Origin of the sequence: Nostoc sp. DedQUE08 (genome assembly GCF_034530895.1) — a bacterium.
Lineage (GTDB): Bacteria > Cyanobacteriota > Cyanobacteriia > Cyanobacteriales > Nostocaceae > Nostoc.
The window spans coordinates 46,748-64,078 of record NZ_JAVRCD010000020.1 but is presented as its reverse complement, the minus strand read 5'-3'; the positions used below and the strand labels follow the sequence as shown (position 1 = coordinate 64,078).

The following is a 17,331-nucleotide window of genomic DNA, read 5'->3' as shown; positions in this document are numbered from 1 at the left end:
AGCACCCAATCGCCCAGCGTCGGCATATTGCTACGCCTCTATAGCTGATTTTTGTGTTGGATAGATTTTTGAAAAGGCTTGTGTATACGCGTACACAAGCCTTTGATTATATATAAGCTTCTCTTTTGTTTTACACACGCGTGCAAAACCTCTGTTAATTTTTTATCGAACTCAGCCAAGGGAGTCGTTAACTATTTTATTAATTGTATGACAGTGGAATCCTTGACAATATTAGCCAACTCTTGTAGCTGGTTTATCGCTTCTGCACCCTCCAACTTCATTAATTCGCGATCGTCCCACAATTCCATCCAAGTAATTCCGTAATCAGACACTAAAAACCGAATCAGGTGCTTTTCTTTCAGGCTAACCATAAATGAAGCACTGTTCATTTGCTCGCCGCATGTATAACAAGACGCAGTATAGCCATGCCGCTCAAGTATAATTGTCAAGGCTTGCAGGTTCATTACCAAGTCTTGGACGAATTCCTGATGCTGTTGCGCTAATCTTATAAACACTACTTTTCTCCTACCATTACAGTTATCTGCTTGCTTTTATATTTTTTTAGACTTACATCTGATGTGATTTAGTTGCCAAAAATTCGTGTTTTCCTAGATACGTGATTAATCTTAATATTACGGTTGTCACCACTCAGCTAAATTTCTAAAGCAGTTCTAATGTTTTGGACAATTATTTGGGGTGGCTGTGCAACATCCATAGATAGAGTATCTACTGGTTCTTCAAGTGTATAAAACTGACTATTGAGTAGTTTTTCACTCATGTAATGATTGCTACGCTTTTTTAACCGCATTTGAATCAACTCGTAAGACCCTTTGAGGTAAACTAACTTGATGCGTTCGCTATCCACTACCAAAAATTGCCGATAGCTATTTTTTAAAGCCGAACACGCCAGCACTACATTTTTATTTTCTTGCAACCAATGCTTGATGGCTGTTTGCAAATCTTGTAACCAAGGTATTCTGTCCTCTTCACTCAGAGGGATACCGCGCCGCATTTTCTCAACATTTTCTGGCGAGTGGAAAGTATCAGCGTCGCTAAATTCCCATTCTAAGGAGTCTGCTAGTAGTTTTCCGATGGTGGTTTTTCCAGAACCAGATACACCCATGACGATAATAATCATTTTTTTCTTAATAAAAGTTCAACTAATTCGGAATTTGTAATTTGTAACTTGTAGTTGTAATCATTGACGGAGGTGAAAGTGAGGATTTTTAACTCCTTGCCATGCAAAATGTGAGTTGTATTCAAATCTCTTGACAAATGACGATTATTTTCTATAATACATACAAATGCACACGTGTGCAATATTTAAAACCTAAAATAAAATAATGAATAAACGAAGAATTTCAATTGAAGATATTGCCCGCAGAGCAGGGGTTTCTCATTCTACAGTTTCACGCGCTTTGCGAGATAATGCTCTCATTAGCCCGAAAGTGCGAGAAGAAATTAAGCGACTGGCAGAGGAGATGAGTTATGTGCCAAATGCTATTGCTCAAAGCTTGCAAAATAAACGTACTAATACTATTGGTGTAGTAGTAACTTCAATTTCAGATCCCTTTTACGCTGAGGTGGTAGAGGGAATCGAGAAGATAGCCAAACCAGCAGGTTTGAGTGTTTTGTTGAGTGCTTCACACCGAGATTTTGAGGAGGAAATGGCAGCTATTGATACTTTTCATCGCCGCAGGGTAGACGGGATTTTAATAGCTGACTCGCGAATTAGTAAACAGCATACTAAACAACTCACACAAATTGCTGTACCAACAGTTCTAATTAATAGTCAAACTGAAGACCAATCAGAAATATTTCATTCAGTTGCAATAGACGATCGCTTAGGTGCTAAATTAGCGACAGAGCATCTAATTAGTTTAGGACACACGGCTATTGGTTATTTGGGTGTAGGCGATCGCAGCAGATCGAACCAGCAACGCCTAGAAGGATATCAAATGGCCCTTGCAGAAGCTGGTATCCCACAAAATACTGATTGGGTTTCAATTAGTGACGAATATAATACTAGAACCAGCGATGTTAACACCGGACAAAATATGCTGTCTAAACTATTGACTGCGGAAGTTACAGGCATATTTTGTTACAACGATATGGTGGCGGTTGGCGCTCTGTTAGCTTGCCAAGAATTAGGTATTTTAGTACCGCGAAATTTAAGCCTCGTTGGATTTGATGGTATTGCTTTGGGCGGTTACGTTACGCCGCCGCTGACCACAATTAGTCAGCCAATGTTGGAAATTGGTGGCTATGCCATGCAAATGTTACTCGATTTAATAGAAGAAAAAACTGTGGAAAACCGCGTTTTATCTCCTTTTCTATTAAAACGTGGTAGCAGTGCAGCATTATTAACAATTTAAAATTTAAAACATTTTATACAAAAATTATGTTAACTAAAAAACTGGGTTTATCTCCCGATCGCTGCTTTTCTCCTGAACCAGTTCAAAGACGATTAGCTCATCAATTTTTTGACAGCATATCTGCGTTACCTCTAGTTTGCCCACACGGTCACGTAGATCCAGCTTTGTTAGCTAATCCGGCAGCCCGTTTTGGTTCGCCCACGGAATTACTGATTATCCCCGACCACTACCTTTTGCGGATGCTCTATAGTCGGGGCGTATCTCTGCAATCTTTGGGGATACCAACCAATGATGGTTCGCCAGCAGAAACCGACCACCGTAAAATCTGGCAATTGTTCGCCGACCATTTTTATCTATTCCAAGGTACTCCGTCAGGGTTGTGGCTGAAAGAGGAACTAACTAACGTCTTTGGGGTGGATGAACCTTTAAATTCTTGCAATGCTGGACGTATCTATGATTATCTAGAAGGTTTGTTAGCCTCACCGGAGTTTTCCCCTCGTGCTTTATTCAAACGCTTTAACATCGAAGTGCTTTGTACTACCGATGCCGCCAGTGATAATTTAGAGGATCAGCGATCGCTCCACGAAGAAGGTTTTACTCAAATTAGACCAACTTTTCGCCCTGATGCAGTAGTTAACCTGGATGCTCCTGGTTGGCGCGAAAATCTTTCCAAGTTGGAAAGCACTATTGGTAGAGAAATTAATACTTATGCCAATTTTGTAGAAGCTTTAGAAGAACGTCGAGCTTTCTTTAAAAAAATGGGTGCGACAGCTACCGATCAAGGTGCAGCTACACCTTATACCACACGCCTTTCTGACCAAGAAGCTGAAGCTATCTTTGCGAGAGCATTAGCCAGTAAGCTGAATTTAGGTGATGTAGAACATTTTACCGGTCATATCTTCATGGAAATGGCGCGGATGAGTGTGGAAGATGGGTTAGTGATGCAAATGCGTTGTGGTGTGATGCGTAATCATAACCCAGCTTTATTTGAGAAATTTGGAGCTGATAAAGGTGCTGATATTCCCGTAAAAATCGAATGGACTCACAATCTACGCCCATTGTTATCAGCTTACGGTAGCGATCGCCGCTTCCATTTAATCATTTTTGGCATGGATGAAAGCACTTATAGCCGCGAAATGGCTCCGTTAGCTGGTCATTATCCCAGTGTATTGCTCGGGCCGCCTTGGTGGTTTCACGACAGCGTAAATGGTATGGAGCGTTATTTCAATCAGGTAATGGAAACTGCGGGAATTTATAATACTGCTGGATTTAATGATGATACACGGGCTTTTGTTTCGATTCCGGCTCGTCACAATGTTTGGCGGCGGGTAGCTTGTAATTGGTTGGCTGGATTGGTCGCACGGGGATTGGTTGAGGAAGAGGAAGGGTATGGTATGGCTCGTGCTTTGGCTTATGACCTTGCTAAGGTTGCTTATAAGTTTGAGGGGAATTGAAACGCAAAGGGGCGCGGAGGGAAGCGCAGAGGTACGCAGAGAGGGGGAATGGGTGATGTCAGAGTTGATTTTAAGTAAACTTTTTAGTTTGAAGGAGCGGGTGGCAGTAGTTACTGGTGGTTCTGGTGTGCTTGGTGGGGCTATGGCAAAGGGTTTGGCTCTGGCTGGAGCGCGAGTGGTGGTTTTGGGTCGCAATGAAGTTAGGGCGGGGGCGGTGGTGGCTGAGATTACTGCTAATGGTGGAGAAAGTATGGCTGTGGTGGCAGATGTTAGCGATCGCTCCCAATTAGAAATCGCTAGGGATGTTATTATACAGCGTTGGGATGAGATAGATATTTTGGTAAATATGGCTGGTGGTAATATTCCGGCTGCCACAATTACTGCTGATGGGAATATTTTTGAGATGCCACATACAGCTTTTGAGGAAGTAGTTAGCCTCAATTTAGTTGGTACTCTCCTACCTTGTCAGGTTTTTGGTCAAGCAATGGTGGAAAGAAGTCAGCCTCACGGTTGCATTGTCAATATTTCTTCTATGTCTGCCATCCGAGCGATTAGTCGGGTGGTTGGCTACTCGGCGGCGAAAGCGGGGATAGATAACTTTACTCGCTGGCTAGCTGTAGAACTCGCCCAAAAGTATGGTGATGGAATGCGAGTAAATGCGATCGCACCAGGTTTTTTTATTGGCGAACAAAATCGAGATTTACTCTTAAATTCTGATGGTAGTTTGACCGAACGCGGACAAAAAATTATTGACCATACTCCCGCCGGACGTTTCGGGAAACCAGATGAATTACTCAGCACCTTAATCTGGTTATGTAGTTCTGGTTCTAGTTTCATCAACGGGGTAGTTGTGCCGGTAGATGGTGGATTTAGTATCTACAGTGGAGTTTAATAATGTCATGTATTCACTGGCTGTAAATAATGGGACACTTTCAAATGAGCAAGTTTCCGAGCTAGTTCATAAGCTTTCGCAAACCCTAAATTTGATGGACAGCGCATCTTGGTGTTAATTCCAGATAGTACCCGTACTGCTCCCATCCCGCAAATGTTTCGATTGCTTCATCAGGAGTTGAGTCAAAGAGTAGCGGCTCTGGATTTTTTAATTGCTCTGGGTACACATAATCCGATGAGTGAAGAACAAATCAATCACTTGGTAGGAGTGACACCAGAGGAGCGAGAAACAACTTTTAAAAAAGTTCGCATATTTAACCATCTGTGGAATGAGCCAGATACTTTTATTTCTTGTGGAGTAATTTCGGCAGATGAAATAGCAGAAATTAGCAGTGGAATGCTACATCAATCAGTTGACGTGCGGATTAATAAGCTGGTAACAGAATTCGATTTGCTCGTGATTTGCGGCCCAGTTTTTCCCCATGAAGTTGTCGGTTTTTCTGGTGGAAATAAATATTTTTTTCCTGGTATTGGTGGTCAAGAAGTAATTAATCTCTCACACTGGTTAGGTGCTTTAATTACTTGTTACGAAATTATTGGTACGCTGGGAATCACACCAGTCCGGCGTTTGATTAACCGAGCCGCTAACCTGATTTCTACCCCAAAGCTTTGTTTGGCGATGGTGGTCGCACCGAAAACAAATCAGCTAGCTGGACTTTATATAGATAAACCAGAGTCAGCTTGGGAAGCTGCTGCAAAACTATCAGCTAAACTGCATATTAAATATGTAGATCGGCCTTTTAAACAAGTGCTTTCAGTCATGCCCCAAATGTATGATGACATTTGGACTGCGGCTAAAGGAATGTACAAGCTAGAGCCAGTAGTAGCTGACGGAGGCGAAGTAATTATATATGCGCCTCATATTACCGAGTTTAGCTATACACACGGCGAAATTTTATCCCAAATTGGCTATCATGTGCGGGATTACTTTCTCAAACAGTGGCATAAATTCCAAGACTATCCTGCTGGAGTGCTAGCCCATAGTACTCACTTAAAAGGGATGGGTACTTTTGATCCGATAAAAGGAGAACAAGCGCGGATTCGCGTGACTTTAGCTACCGGCATTTCTGCTGAACGCTGTGCTGCTCATAACTTAAACTATCGCGATCCGGCGACCATTCAACCCACTCAATGGGCTAACCGAGAGGATGAAGGCATATTGCTTGTGCCGAAAGCTGGCGAGATACTGTACCGTTTAAGTGACAGTAATTTTCAGGAAACTAAATCGTAGTTTTCGAGACGCGATAAATCGCCGTCTCTACAGGTGTTTTGGTTTTATCTGAAGTGTATTGAATCATAAACTGCGATCGCAGGTTAATTTTACACTTCGCGCTATTCTTGATCTGATGAAACGTTAGCGAATCAGTTTATAGCAGCGAACAAAAAAGCATGGGTGGGAAATTAATTGTATTTGAAGGGGTGGAAGGCTGTGGCAAAACAAGCCAAATGCAGCTTTGTTCTGAGTGGTTGGAAAGTCTCGGTGTTTCTGTGGTGGTAACTCGCGAACCGGGGGGAACAGAGTTAGGTGTACATCTTCGCTGCTTGCTACTAGAAAAGGCAGAGGACAAGCCAGTTGCAGAAGTGACAGAACTCTTGTTGTATGCTGCTGACCGATCGCAACACGTTGAACAAGAACTTAAACCGCAACTGCAAGCTGGGAAATATATTTTATGCGATCGCTACACTGACTCTACCATTGCCTACCAAGGATATGGTCGCGGTCTGAATATGAGTTTAATCAATCAGCTTAATAATATTGCCACTGGTGGTTTAGAAAGCGACCTAACTATTTGGTTAGATGTCGATGTCGAAGTCGGACTGTCCCGCAAACGGGGAGATGGAGTCGGACTAGACCGCATTGAACAGGAGACAATCGCTTTTCATCGGCGCGTTCAGCAAGGATACGCACATTTAGCAGCATCCCATCCCTCACGAATTGTGCGGGTAAATGGCAGCTTGAGTAAAGAAGCTGTACAACAGGTAATTCAAGAAATTTTGCGCGTACATCTGCACTTGGCGAGGTAGGACAAAAATAAACTTTAGAAAAGTTGCTGTACTAAACTCCAACAACTTTTCATTACTTACCTTTTTTCTCATCCAGTGCTTTCTGAATAGCTTCTCTGCAAAACTCAGGAGGGTCGTCTTGTGCTTTTACCTCTTCCTTCATTTTTTCGGTGACACGAAAATTAAGATTTTGTGTTAGCGGTTCTTCTCTATCAGACTTAAGTGGTTTTAAATTTTCTGGATTACCTTTAGGGTTAGGCATTGTTGAGAGATGTAAATATAGCTTGAACGATACGTGAACATATAGATAGAGTTTTATATCGGTGGTGTTCGCGTCTGTCAAAACAGTTCACCACCGATACCACTTTTACAAATGGGTAATTCTATTTTATGTTCACAAGGTCAGAACTCGAAATCAAAACTACTGCTGAGTTGAGAGACTTATGTAGGCGTTATGGATTAAAGCCTACCGGGAATGGAGGGTACAAAACTAGTTGGATTGTCACCTTGATGGCATTCCCACAGATAGCACTCTCGCAATTAAGGCAAGGAAAAGGTTTAAAATCACCAGGCTTTAGTGTTATTCAATTCCTCGAAGGAGTCGTAGATGAGATGAACTCCCCCACTGATGAACAAGCGGCACTAATTCGGATAACTTTAGAGCGCAAGGCTATGAGCTATCCTGACCGATACAACCAAGAGAGTTTACTAAACTTGCACAAAGCGAAGATGCACCTTGAGATGGCGATCGGACTGCTAAATCAGTAAATCAGTTTACAAGCCGAAAGTAGTTAGTCCCTAGCAACCTAAAGCTGGGGACTTTTCTATATCCTATATACCCAAAGGGTTTGCTGTCTCTATTAACCTTTATGCGTACATTTACTTGTCAAATTTTTTCCTGATTCTTCAGCTATTCTGGCTCCTGAATTCAGAAGGACTGAATTCTTACGACAAGGGATGCAGAGATTTTTCAGATAATATCAGCATTTATCTGAGATTTTGACGATTTTATAAAATTTTTTGTTATCAGTAAAATATATATTTAAGATTGCCCAAAATCATCAAAACTTCATCATTCAGAGTGTATTTACCTCTTGAGGAGTGTGTAATTTCCGTACTAGGATAGATGAAAAATATAGAAGTAAAAGCTTAAGATTTAAAGATAATTGTTAATAAGTTTAGTATCTGAAGTTATTTTCTGATGCAAAGTGAATCAATAAAAAGCACTACAACAACAGAAAGAAAAAACTTCTAATTCAAGTTTTATTTGTTAGGAGGTTTATGATGCGAATTGCTCAAGTAGCTCCACTGTGGGAAAGAGTTCCACCTCCAGCTTATGGTGGTATAGAGTTAGTAGTAGGGTTACTGACTGATGAATTAGTCCGGCGCGGACACGAAGTAACTTTATTTGCATCGGGAGATTCTATTAGTCTGGCAAAACTAATTTCAGTTCATCCCCGCTCTCTCAGACTCGATCGCACAATCAAAGATTACAGCATTTACGAGATGCTGAATCTAGCTTCGGTGTATGAACGTGCAGAAGAGTTTGATATTATTCACTCCCATATTGGTCATGGGGCACTGTCTTATGCAAATCTAGTAAAAACTCCTACAGTTCACACGTTGCACGGTACTTTTACCCCTGACAACGAAAAGATGTTTAGTTTTGGTAAAAAACAACCCTATATCAGTATTTCCAATTCACAACGAGAACCAAGATTAGGGTTGAACTGTATAGCAACGGTTTACAATGGGATTGATGTTAGCAGTTATGAGTTTCACTCCCAACCAGAAGATCCTCCTTACCTAGCATTTTTAGGTCGGATGTCTCCAGACAAGGGAGTGCATTTAGCCATAGAAATTGCAAAACTTGCTGGTTGGCATTTAAAAATGGCGGGTAAGGTGGATGTCGTTGATGTGGAATACTTTGAGAAGGAAATCAAACCACATATTGACGGCGAGCAAATTGAGTATTTAGGTGAAGCCAACCACGAGCAAAAAAATGCTCTAATGGGAGGTGCAGTAGCAACTCTGTTCCCCATCACTTGGCGGGAACCCTTTGGATTGGTGATGGTAGAGTCAATGGCTTCCGGTACGCCAGTGATTGCGATGAAATTGGGTTCTACTGAAGAGGTAATTTCCCACGGTAAGACGGGTTTCCTTTGCAATAATATTCAAGAGTGCATCAGTGCGATCGATCGGGTAACAGAGTTAGACCGCTATGCCTGTCGCCAACATGTCGAAAATCTTTTTAGCGTTGAGCACATGACTGATGGCTATGAGGCGGTTTATCAACAGATAATAGCAGAACGATTTTCTCAGAATGGGCGTTTCCGTAGTTTGCTTAGTTTAGGTAGCAGCCAAATTTAAATATGGTATTTGTGTAATCTTAGATGTTTTTAACTAGGTAGAATACTCGTTGTAGGGATGTACAGCTAGCTGTACGCCTTACAAAGTCACGCGATATCTACGACGGACTATCGCCTACGCTCCATTTTTCTAAAGTTATAGCACTCACTCCTGGAACTTTTCCTAAGTCTTGTAAAGATATAAATTGTTCCTTCTGCCCTCTGCCTTCTGCCTTCTTCAATTGAGGACATCGTGTTTGTTCTAATTTAATTTTTTGTTGAATTGCTGGTGGTAAGCCTGGTTTTACTTTGGCATAAAGACGAGCAAATTCTCGCACATAATGGGCAGCAACTACCGGATTTTCGATCGCTACAAGCGTCTCATCGTTACCATTATTGGCTGTATCTGACCAATTATGAGAACCTGTAATTACTGTTTGACTATCAATAACAGCAAATTTGTGATGCAATAAATCGCCTTTGGGTAATACAGGTACACCTACGGTAGTAATTGGATTTGACCAAGGATGATTGTCAACTTCATATTTACATTTGTTACTAAGAGCAACCCCCATCATATCTAAGGCTTCGCTGTAAGGACGGTAGGCAAATTGTGGTTCAATTAAAGCGCGAATTTGCACGCTTTGTTGATGGCGTTTTTCTAAAATATTGGCAAGAGGCTGTTCGGAAAAAACAAATAACGCCATGTCAATAGATTTGGTTGCTGAATCTAAAGTTTTACCAATTAAACCATTACTACTGTTACTCCAAAGTTGAGTTGGAGAAGTAGGCGAAAATTGCACAGTAATTTTGGTGTTACCTAAAGAAATAACTTTAGGTAAACGCATCGGTTTTTTCAAACCAAATTGACTATCCATCTGACCCCCCGGCCCGTCTCCCCACATAACATTAAACTCTTCTGTAAATAAAGCAGCTAATTCCGGGCTGTCAATCTGCAATAAGTTATTGGCATTGCCTAAACTACTAAGATTTGTAAAATCACCAGAAGTATCACTTAATGTAAAATTAGCTGAAGTGATAATTACGAGGCGATTGTCCACAATCACAAATTTATGATGCATCAAGCTGCTACCTGCTGAACCATCGGCTCGATCGTCTAGCCAGGGAATTTGGGCATTCTGCAAAATTATCAAAGCATCTCTTTGATTGATTTCGCCTGGACTGAGTTGATTATCTTGGTTAAGATCGATAAATTTGCGAAATTCGTTGTAACGTTCCTGTTCTCTTTTATCTAACTTACCTACTTCGGCAGATGTTAAGCTACTCCAAGGTCGGCTATAGGTATTTTCTAAAATTATCCTGACTTTTACCCCAGCTTTTTGTCTATCAGCCAATGCTTGGGCAACTTTGGGCAAACGTAATTCTTGTACCGCCACATCTACTGTAGATTTAGCTTGCACAATAGCATCGACAATCTGTTTTTCTAAATCATCCCCAAGGCGAGTTTGCTGACGGTAAGCTTCTTGGTATTCTGAAGACTCAGAATGGTTAAAGTAAACTCGAACTAAGGGGTCTTGTGGTAAGGGTGCTGAACGCTGATTAAATGACTGGACTCGTTGACAACCAGCGAGGGAAAATATCAGTAAAAAGATATATAAAAAATATCTTGGTCTAGAAATAAGTTGCACTGTAATCTGTTAAAAGTGGATTGGGAGTGGACATATTTATCATTCCCAAAATTTTGCGTTCGGAATTAAGTAGAGAAATAGCTTTCCAAGTACAGGAAAAAAGCCGCTACTAGATGTAGAATTACAGATATTTTTTCAGGATTTGTCCACTAAAACTGTATCTGCTGGCAAGATCGGCAGTCTATCACCAACGTGTGTTCTCACCATTATCGGTTATATGCAAATTTATCTAGATTACAGCGCCACTACTCCGACTCGAAAAGAAGCGATCGCAGTTATGCAAACAGTCCTCACTCAACAGTGGGGCAATCCTTCCAGCTTACATGAGTGGGGACAACGGGCGGCAATGGTTGTAGAACAAGCCAGAGTCCAAGTTGCTGGTTTAATTAACGCCGCCACTCCTGAATCGATCGTTTTTACTTCTGGTGGCACTGAGGCAAATAATCTAGCAATTATGGGTGTGGCTCGGTTGTACGCTGTACCTCAACATATAATTATCTCCAGCGTTGAGCATTCCGCAATTTCTGAAACAGTAAAGTTGCTAGAAATGTGGGGTTGGGAAGTTACGCGCTTATCTGTAGATATTAAAGGTAGAGTCAATCCCTTGGATTTAAAAGCGGCGTTGCGGCATAATACAGTTTTGGTTTCTATAATTTACGGTCAAAGTGAAGTTGGGACTGTACAACCGATCGCAGAACTGGGTAAAATTGTGCGATCGCATGGTGCTTTGTTCCATACAGATGCGGTGCAAGCTGCGGGACGCTTACCCATAGATGTGCAACAACTACCTGTAGACTTACTTAGCCTTTCCAGTCATAAAATATATGGGCCGCAAGGTGTAGGGGCGTTGTATGTGCGTCCTAGTGTGGAGTTAATGCCCTTGCTGGGTGGTGGTGGACAAGAAATGGGACTGCGTTCTGGTACACAAGCAGTACCGATAATTGCCGGATTTGGTGTAGCAGCAGAATTAGCAGCCGAAGAATTAGCTACAGAAACACCACGATTAATTGAATTACGCGATCGCGCTTTTGCCCAATTAGCTGAGATTCCTGGTTTAATTCCTACAGGGGATACTTGCGATCGTTTACCCCACCATGTCAGTATGTGCTTAGAAAACGCCGACGGAAAAAAACTCAGCGGTAAAGCCTTGGTGCGACAGCTAAACCTTGCTGGCATCGGTATCAGTGCTGGTGCTGCTTGTCACAGTGGTAAACTTAGCCCTAGTCCAATATTGTTAGCGATGGGTTATTCCGAAAAAGCTGCCTTGGGTGGAATTCGCATCACATTGGGGCGTGATACGACTGAAGCTGATATAGATTGGACGGTAATGGTGTTGAAGCAAGTTTTGCAAAGGCTAACACCAGTTATTAGTGGGCAACCTAAGTATATTTCAAAAATCAAATAGGAGTCATATAACAGCGAGCCAACTGTTGCTGCGATCGCCTAATAACAAGTTTTGTTTGTATAACAATCCGATTTAATTTGCGAGAATTGTAAGCCACAGATATCTGACTTGTTTTAGAAGTCAGATATCTAGTTTCTTACAAATAATTCAGCATTGTATCAGACTGATAAAGCCTCTGTCTGATTCGTAGTTGCCTGGGTAATAGGATTGACTTTTATAAATTGTTCGATTGCATCTTTTACTTTCGGCCCTTTACCATACACTCTAGAATCATAAATCAAACCAATATCAATGAAAGCTTGAGCCGCAGCGATCAAAGTTTTAATATTTTTATTGCTGGAATCATCCATCTCTTCATTTACACGGATATTCTGAACTATGCAATCATCATTGTATTCTTTTAAGTTTGTATTTACAGCTTGAACTAAGTACTGATTTTTCCTTTGATATTTTTTTTCTATGAGAGTACGAGTCATTTTATAATCTTCATTTGCTAAGGGTTTGTATCTTTCATTCAAATCAAAATCCAATCGGAGGTAGTGCCCTGACTCGAAACCTCCAAGGATGTTTTGACAAATCGTACTATTTATTTCACCTGTTGGTTCCATGAACACATCCACTAGCCGCTCTACCCAGTTTAACGTGTGCCATTTTTTTATTTGTTCATATTCAAATGGGTTGGCGCTTCTACCCGTACCGATAGAAAGTACAGAAATGTCCTCTAGTTTAAGATTTTCTAAATTATATTTTTTCTTGTCTTCTAGTGATAATTTAGGAGAACGACTCACTTTTAAAGCTTGACTAATTGCTGCCAAGGATGGATTATTAGCACAAACTCCACCATCAATATGAGGGAATGACCATTTACCAAATACCTGTTCGTTAGATGCTTTTAACTCGCGTGGAGGGAAGAAAGTTGGCGCTGATGCCGAACTAATACATATATCTTTTAGTGGAATTCCATCGTACCAGCGAGCACCTAAATCAGGATGTAAATTGGTGAAAAAAGTTGTGTTGCGATAACGCATATCATAGGCGAGAATCAACAATATAGTATTCGTAATTTCGCCAATTTTAGTCTCACCTAAAGCAGATTCATCTTCCAGAGCTTTCTCTAATCCATCATGAGAATATTTAGGTGAAAATATATTTCTGACAAATCGCCAGGGTTTTTCAAAATTCCTTGGCTGCGGGAAGATTTGCTCGGCTTTTGTTTCATATAGTTTCAGCAGTTGAGTTGTGTTTAAGCCTTTCGCCAGTCCCGCAGCAATAATTGAACCAGTAGAAGTACCAGTAATCATGTCAAAGTATTGGTGTAATTCTAAGCCGTAAGTTGCTTGGATTCGACTTTCAACCTCTTTGAGCATTTGTACTGAAACTACACCACGAATTCCACCACCATCTAAACTGAGAATTTTGAATGTCATAACCTACTCCTAATAAGACAACCATTAAAACAATGGTTATATGGTTCCCAGTTATTGGTGAAAAATTTCACGGTGTGTCAGAAAAGAGAAGCAAGTGTCCGTAGCGTTTACACTTTTACCACAATGATTTTACCTTTCTACAAAAAAATTCATACATCTAATCAGCAACACCACCGAAAGGGTTAAAGGAGTTTACCACTTAAGCACTGTACAAACTAAGCATGATGTAAATTATGATAATTGGTCGTTTCGGGCGTTTCACGTAACCCTAATTTACTTACATATTTGCGTAGGCGTAGCCCGCCATAGACATCGCATCCTGTAATATTATTAATAAAAATCAGCATCATGAGTATTATCGTTTTCGGCAGCATCAACATAGACTTGGTAGCAACAACACCCCGGTTGCCAGTTGCAGGAGAAACGTTACTAGGAGAAGACTTTTTTAAAGTTTCGGGAGGGAAAGGAGCCAATCAAGCCGTAGCATTAGCAAAATTGGGCATTCCTACCCAGATTGTGGGGCGTGTAGGTGCAGATGATTTCGGTAAGGAACTTGTTAACAATTTGCAAACATCTGGTGTGCAGACTGATAACATTTTTGTGGATGAAACTGTTAGTTCTGGAGTCGCTATTATCACCGTGAGTCAGACTGGTGAAAATCAAATTGTCGTCATTCCAGGTGCAAATGGGCGTGTCAATCAAGAAGATGTAGAGCGATTATTCCACTTATTACCAGCAGCTACAGCACTACTTTTACAACTAGAAATTCCGATTACTGCCGTGATTGCTGCTGCTAAAGCCGCAAAAGGTGCAAACATAAAAGTGATTTTTGACCCCGCACCCGCACAATCTAATTTACCAGATGAATTGTATCCATTGGTAGACATTATTACACCGAATGAAGTTGAAGCAGCGCAATTGGTAGGTTTTCCTGTGAATGGTGAGGAACAAGCCGCTAAAGCAGCTGCGGTTTTATTGCAACGGGGTGTGAAATGTGCGATCGTCAAACTGGGTGCTAAAGGTGTTTTTTGTGCCACTGCTGAAGAAAAGTTTTTTGTACCTGCGTTTTCAGTTCATGCAGTTGACACAGTAGCCGCAGGCGATGCTTTTAATGGTGGTTTAGCAGCGGCACTTTTTGAAGGACTTTCCTTACATCAAGCAGTTGTTTGGGGTGCAGCAGCAGGTGCTTTGACAGCGACAAAACCAGGCGCACAAACTTCGCTACCGGGTAGGTTGACATTTGATGCATTTCTTAAGGAAAAGGGAATGGGTAGTAGTTTTTAAGGGTAGGTATTTAAAAAAGTATAGAATAAACAGGTAAAATGCTTATCTGATAGGGATTGGCAGAAATATCAGTGCAAAGCTTCTGAACGATGTAGGGTGTATAGCAGGAGAAATGCAGGTAGGAAAAGGGAGGAATTAAGTATGGCACTATATCTAGACTCCGCGATCGCATCGGAAGCTGAAGTTGTTAAACTTTGGGGATGGGTAAAAGGTATCACCACAAATCCCACGTTGTTATCTCAAAGCGATACTCCACCAGAAACCACACTCAAAAAACTGGTTGCCTTGACAAATGGGCCGTTATACTATCAACTTATGGCATCTGATAAAGCTGGGATGCTAGCTGAAGGTAGAAAGGCTTTCGAGATTATTGGTTCGCAAACAATTTTAAAAATTCCCGCAACACCGTTAGGGTTTGAAGTAGTGGCGAGTCTATCACCAGAGATTACCTGTTCGGTGACAGCGATTTATAGTGCAGCACAGGCAGCAGTCGCACAAGAAGCAGGAGCTAAAATTGCCATAGCTTATGTAAATCGAGCTACCCGATTGTTAGGTGATGGTATTGCTTTAGTGCGGGATATGGCTAGCGTACTCAAAGGTAGTGATACGGAAATCTTGGCAGCTAGTATCAAATCTCCTGAAGAAGCAGCCGCATCATTGCAAGCCGGGGCACATCATTTAACTTTACCATTGGCAATGTTGCAGGCGATCGCAACTCATGAATTCTCACAAAAAACTGTTGAAGAATTCGCTAAAGGAGGCATCGGTTTAAGTAATTCGTAGTACTTCGGCTACGCTCAGTACAAGTTCGTAATTCGTAATTCGTAATTTGTATGCGTTCAATAAGTGAATTTAGCTAAACTATAAAAATCAAATTTACTCAACATCTCCAAAAAGGTGAATACCGCAGGTATTTGCAGAGCATTAGATAAAGTTGCAGTTGCAATTACTCTTTCAAGCGGTGCAGGTAAACTGTATACTTGCACCTTTGGCGGAATGGGTACAGCTGCTAAACGAGGCATAATAGCTGCTCTCAGTCCTTGATTCACCATACTAACGACTGTGGAATCTTCTTGAATGTCGGTAGCAGTATGAATTGGAATTGCGAAAGTCTTCAGGTGGTTGTGAAGAATGCGTCCACAAGGTGTACAAGGAAGCAAAACCGGCGGATAGGCTGCTATGTCTTCCCAAGTAATTTTCGGACTGCTAATTTTGCTATCTGGTGGTAGTAAAGCTACATACTCATCCCGAAAAATTTCCCAGGTTTCAAATTCTTCACCAGTTGGGAGACAAGTAATACCAATATCGGCACGTCCATCATGCAAACACTGTTCTACATCCGTAAAAGCAGCACACTCTATGATTGTGACAGCAATTTCTGGGAATTGATTGTGAAATTGAGCGATCGCTTTTGGTAATAGATGAGTAGCGACGCTCCGAAAAGCCGCAATTCGCACATGGCCACCGTGTAAACCTTTATGCAAGTTTGCTTCGTGTTGCATCATCTCTAGATGCTGCATTGCTTGACGCGCATGATACAAAATGCGCTCTCCAGCAGGTGTCAGCACAGCACCGTGACGACCTCTCGCAAATAATGGCACACCTAATTCTTCTTCTAGCGTGGCGATCGCATGACTAATTGCAGGTTGGGAAAGCTGCAATTCTAAGGCTGCTTCACTAAAGTTACCACGATCTGCTACTGCAACTATGGCTCGGAGTTGGGAGAGTTTCATAGGCAATTGATGAGAACAAGGGTATACACATCCTGACTTTATTGTGGCAAAAAGGTTGTATAGCAATCTGATTTGATTTCTGAATTAATCGTAGGGACTAGGGACTGGGGACTGGGAAGAAGGAATAAAGCTGTACTGAGTTTTTTTCACGCAATCAAATATGAGTCCTATATTAGGGACTTCCAAATAAAAAAATATATAACTTTTATTGTGGGGTGGGCGTCTCGCCCGCCCAGTTCATAGGGCGGACAAGATGTCCACCCCACAAGAGCGGATAATTTATTTCTTGGTAATCCCTTAATAATTTCTCATATCTATAAATGGAATTTATAGAACCTATGCAAGCCATGATTTGATTCCTAACTGAGATGTTGTTACTGTTTTATTTACTAAGCAACTTTCAAGAATAATTTTATGAACAATAACATTAGGTGTTTACAAACAGAAGATATAAAAATAAATTGTAATCCGTCATTCCAGAAAAAAACCAACTCAAACTTCTGGAAATCTCTGCATCTGATTTGGGAGAATTTTGTCAAAAAACTCCTAGCCGATCGTAATGAATTACAAGTTTGGCAAAAGGTTGACCGCCACGGTAATATCTATTGGCAAGCTTACGACCCTGTAACCGGAAAATCTTTCTCTTCAGGTTCGGAAACTGATGTGTCTATGTGGATTGAACAACTTTATCGGTATTAAAA

At 41.3% G+C, this 17,331-nt stretch carries 17 protein-coding genes; 11 read left to right on the top strand and 6 right to left on the bottom strand.

Annotation, left to right across the window (positions count from 1 at the left end; genetic code table 11):
• Positions 1 to 191: 191 nt before the first annotated feature.
• Together RMY64_RS15615 and RMY64_RS15610 are read right to left on the bottom strand one after the other, a co-directional pair.
• The gene (locus tag RMY64_RS15615; protein ID WP_322671908.1) at positions 192 to 515 is read right to left on the bottom strand and encodes a DUF1815 family protein; all 324 of its coding nucleotides are present in this window, start codon (positions 513 to 515) and stop codon (positions 192 to 194) included.
• A gap of 137 nt (positions 516 to 652) precedes the next feature.
• Entirely contained in the window at positions 653 to 1,138 is a 486-nt protein-coding gene (locus tag RMY64_RS15610; protein WP_322700540.1) for a gluconokinase, read from the bottom strand.
• A gap of 205 nt (positions 1,139 to 1,343) precedes the next feature.
• Here RMY64_RS15610 and RMY64_RS15605 point away from each other — a divergent pair, with 205 nt between their 5' ends.
• The 5 genes from RMY64_RS15605 (at position 1,344) to tmk (ending at position 6,805) form a co-directional block, all read left to right on the top strand.
• Entirely contained in the window at positions 1,344 to 2,375 is a 1,032-nt protein-coding gene (locus RMY64_RS15605; RefSeq protein WP_322700539.1) for a LacI family DNA-binding transcriptional regulator, read from the top strand.
• 26 nt (positions 2,376 to 2,401) lie between these two features.
• Positions 2,402 to 3,829: a glucuronate isomerase gene (uxaC, locus tag RMY64_RS15600; RefSeq protein WP_322700538.1), complete on the top strand. Its 1,428-nt coding sequence runs from the start codon at positions 2,402 to 2,404 to the stop codon at positions 3,827 to 3,829.
• A 55-nt stretch (positions 3,830 to 3,884) separates the two neighbouring features.
• Positions 3,885 to 4,721 carry an SDR family oxidoreductase gene (locus RMY64_RS15595; protein WP_322685519.1) on the top strand — a complete coding sequence of 279 codons (837 nt, stop codon included), beginning with the start codon at positions 3,885 to 3,887 and terminating at the stop codon, positions 4,719 to 4,721.
• 111 nt (positions 4,722 to 4,832) lie between these two features.
• Entirely contained in the window at positions 4,833 to 6,011 is a 1,179-nt protein-coding gene (locus RMY64_RS15590) for a lactate racemase domain-containing protein (RefSeq protein WP_322700573.1), read from the top strand.
• A 158-nt stretch (positions 6,012 to 6,169) separates the two neighbouring features.
• The gene (tmk, locus tag RMY64_RS15585; protein WP_322685517.1) at positions 6,170 to 6,805 is read left to right on the top strand and encodes a dTMP kinase; all 636 of its coding nucleotides are present in this window, start codon (positions 6,170 to 6,172) and stop codon (positions 6,803 to 6,805) included.
• Positions 6,806 to 6,857: 52 nt separating this feature from the next.
• Here the strand turns inward: tmk and RMY64_RS15580 are convergent, their stop codons facing one another.
• Positions 6,858 to 7,046, bottom strand: coding sequence for a hypothetical protein (locus RMY64_RS15580; protein WP_094353117.1), 189 nt, complete (start codon positions 7,044 to 7,046; stop codon positions 6,858 to 6,860).
• Between the two features lie 128 nt (positions 7,047 to 7,174).
• Between RMY64_RS15580 and RMY64_RS15575 the strand changes: the two genes are divergently transcribed.
• Both RMY64_RS15575 and RMY64_RS15570 read left to right on the top strand, forming a co-directional pair.
• Complete coding sequence (locus tag RMY64_RS15575) at positions 7,175 to 7,552, top strand: hypothetical protein (RefSeq protein ID WP_322671900.1); 378 nt, start codon at positions 7,175 to 7,177, stop codon at positions 7,550 to 7,552.
• A gap of 516 nt (positions 7,553 to 8,068) precedes the next feature.
• Positions 8,069 to 9,154 (top strand): glycosyltransferase family 4 protein, encoded by a 1,086-nt coding sequence (locus RMY64_RS15570; RefSeq protein WP_322685564.1) that lies wholly within the window; start codon positions 8,069 to 8,071, stop codon positions 9,152 to 9,154.
• Between the two features lie 97 nt (positions 9,155 to 9,251).
• Here the strand turns inward: RMY64_RS15570 and RMY64_RS15565 are convergent, their stop codons facing one another.
• Positions 9,252 to 10,781 (bottom strand): phospholipase D-like domain-containing protein, encoded by a 1,530-nt coding sequence (locus RMY64_RS15565; protein WP_322700537.1) that lies wholly within the window; start codon positions 10,779 to 10,781, stop codon positions 9,252 to 9,254.
• 217 nt (positions 10,782 to 10,998) lie between these two features.
• On the opposite strand from RMY64_RS15565, the gene RMY64_RS15560 reads away from it, so the two are divergent.
• The gene (locus RMY64_RS15560) at positions 10,999 to 12,186 is read left to right on the top strand and encodes a cysteine desulfurase family protein (protein ID WP_322700572.1); all 1,188 of its coding nucleotides are present in this window, start codon (positions 10,999 to 11,001) and stop codon (positions 12,184 to 12,186) included.
• A 158-nt stretch (positions 12,187 to 12,344) separates the two neighbouring features.
• Here RMY64_RS15560 and RMY64_RS15555 read toward each other — a convergent pair whose 3' ends face one another.
• Complete coding sequence (locus RMY64_RS15555; protein ID WP_322685515.1) at positions 12,345 to 13,613, bottom strand: patatin-like phospholipase family protein; 1,269 nt, start codon at positions 13,611 to 13,613, stop codon at positions 12,345 to 12,347.
• Between the two features lie 348 nt (positions 13,614 to 13,961).
• Here RMY64_RS15555 and rbsK point away from each other — a divergent pair, with 348 nt between their 5' ends.
• Positions 13,962 to 14,897: a ribokinase gene (gene rbsK, locus RMY64_RS15550; RefSeq protein ID WP_322671897.1), complete on the top strand. Its 936-nt coding sequence runs from the start codon at positions 13,962 to 13,964 to the stop codon at positions 14,895 to 14,897.
• A 141-nt stretch (positions 14,898 to 15,038) separates the two neighbouring features.
• Positions 15,039 to 15,680 carry a transaldolase family protein gene (locus RMY64_RS15545; protein WP_322700536.1) on the top strand — a complete coding sequence of 214 codons (642 nt, stop codon included), beginning with the start codon at positions 15,039 to 15,041 and terminating at the stop codon, positions 15,678 to 15,680.
• 56 nt (positions 15,681 to 15,736) lie between these two features.
• Here the strand turns inward: RMY64_RS15545 and RMY64_RS15540 are convergent, their stop codons facing one another.
• A complete protein-coding gene (locus RMY64_RS15540; RefSeq protein WP_322700535.1) occupies positions 15,737 to 16,630 on the bottom strand; it encodes a LysR family transcriptional regulator in 894 nt (297 codons plus the stop codon).
• A gap of 414 nt (positions 16,631 to 17,044) precedes the next feature.
• Here RMY64_RS15540 and RMY64_RS15535 point away from each other — a divergent pair, with 414 nt between their 5' ends.
• Complete coding sequence (locus RMY64_RS15535; protein ID WP_322700534.1) at positions 17,045 to 17,329, top strand: hypothetical protein; 285 nt, start codon at positions 17,045 to 17,047, stop codon at positions 17,327 to 17,329.
• The last annotated feature ends 2 nt before the right edge of the window (positions 17,330 to 17,331 follow it).

What these genes read in the sequence shown, in the direction of transcription:
- RMY64_RS15610 (WP_322700540.1), bottom strand. Translation starts at nt 1,138, where the DNA reads ATGATTATTATCGTCATGGGTGTATCTGGTTCTGGAAAAACCACCATC.
- RMY64_RS15605 (WP_322700539.1), top strand. Translation starts at nt 1,344, where the DNA reads ATGAATAAACGAAGAATTTCAATTGAAGATATTGCCCGCAGAGCAGGG.
- uxaC (WP_322700538.1), top strand. Translation starts at nt 2,402, where the DNA reads ATGTTAACTAAAAAACTGGGTTTATCTCCCGATCGCTGCTTTTCTCCT.
- RMY64_RS15595 (WP_322685519.1), top strand. Translation starts at nt 3,885, where the DNA reads ATGTCAGAGTTGATTTTAAGTAAACTTTTTAGTTTGAAGGAGCGGGTG.
- tmk (WP_322685517.1), top strand. Translation starts at nt 6,170, where the DNA reads ATGGGTGGGAAATTAATTGTATTTGAAGGGGTGGAAGGCTGTGGCAAA.
- RMY64_RS15580 (WP_094353117.1), bottom strand. Translation starts at nt 7,046, where the DNA reads ATGCCTAACCCTAAAGGTAATCCAGAAAATTTAAAACCACTTAAGTCT.
- RMY64_RS15575 (WP_322671900.1), top strand. Translation starts at nt 7,175, where the DNA reads ATGTTCACAAGGTCAGAACTCGAAATCAAAACTACTGCTGAGTTGAGA.
- RMY64_RS15570 (WP_322685564.1), top strand. Translation starts at nt 8,069, where the DNA reads ATGCGAATTGCTCAAGTAGCTCCACTGTGGGAAAGAGTTCCACCTCCA.
- RMY64_RS15560 (WP_322700572.1), top strand. Translation starts at nt 10,999, where the DNA reads ATGCAAATTTATCTAGATTACAGCGCCACTACTCCGACTCGAAAAGAA.
- RMY64_RS15555 (WP_322685515.1), bottom strand. Translation starts at nt 13,613, where the DNA reads ATGACATTCAAAATTCTCAGTTTAGATGGTGGTGGAATTCGTGGTGTA.
- rbsK (WP_322671897.1), top strand. Translation starts at nt 13,962, where the DNA reads ATGAGTATTATCGTTTTCGGCAGCATCAACATAGACTTGGTAGCAACA.
- RMY64_RS15545 (WP_322700536.1), top strand. Translation starts at nt 15,039, where the DNA reads ATGGCACTATATCTAGACTCCGCGATCGCATCGGAAGCTGAAGTTGTT.
- RMY64_RS15540 (WP_322700535.1), bottom strand. Translation starts at nt 16,630, where the DNA reads ATGAAACTCTCCCAACTCCGAGCCATAGTTGCAGTAGCAGATCGTGGT.
- RMY64_RS15535 (WP_322700534.1), top strand. Translation starts at nt 17,045, where the DNA reads ATGAACAATAACATTAGGTGTTTACAAACAGAAGATATAAAAATAAAT.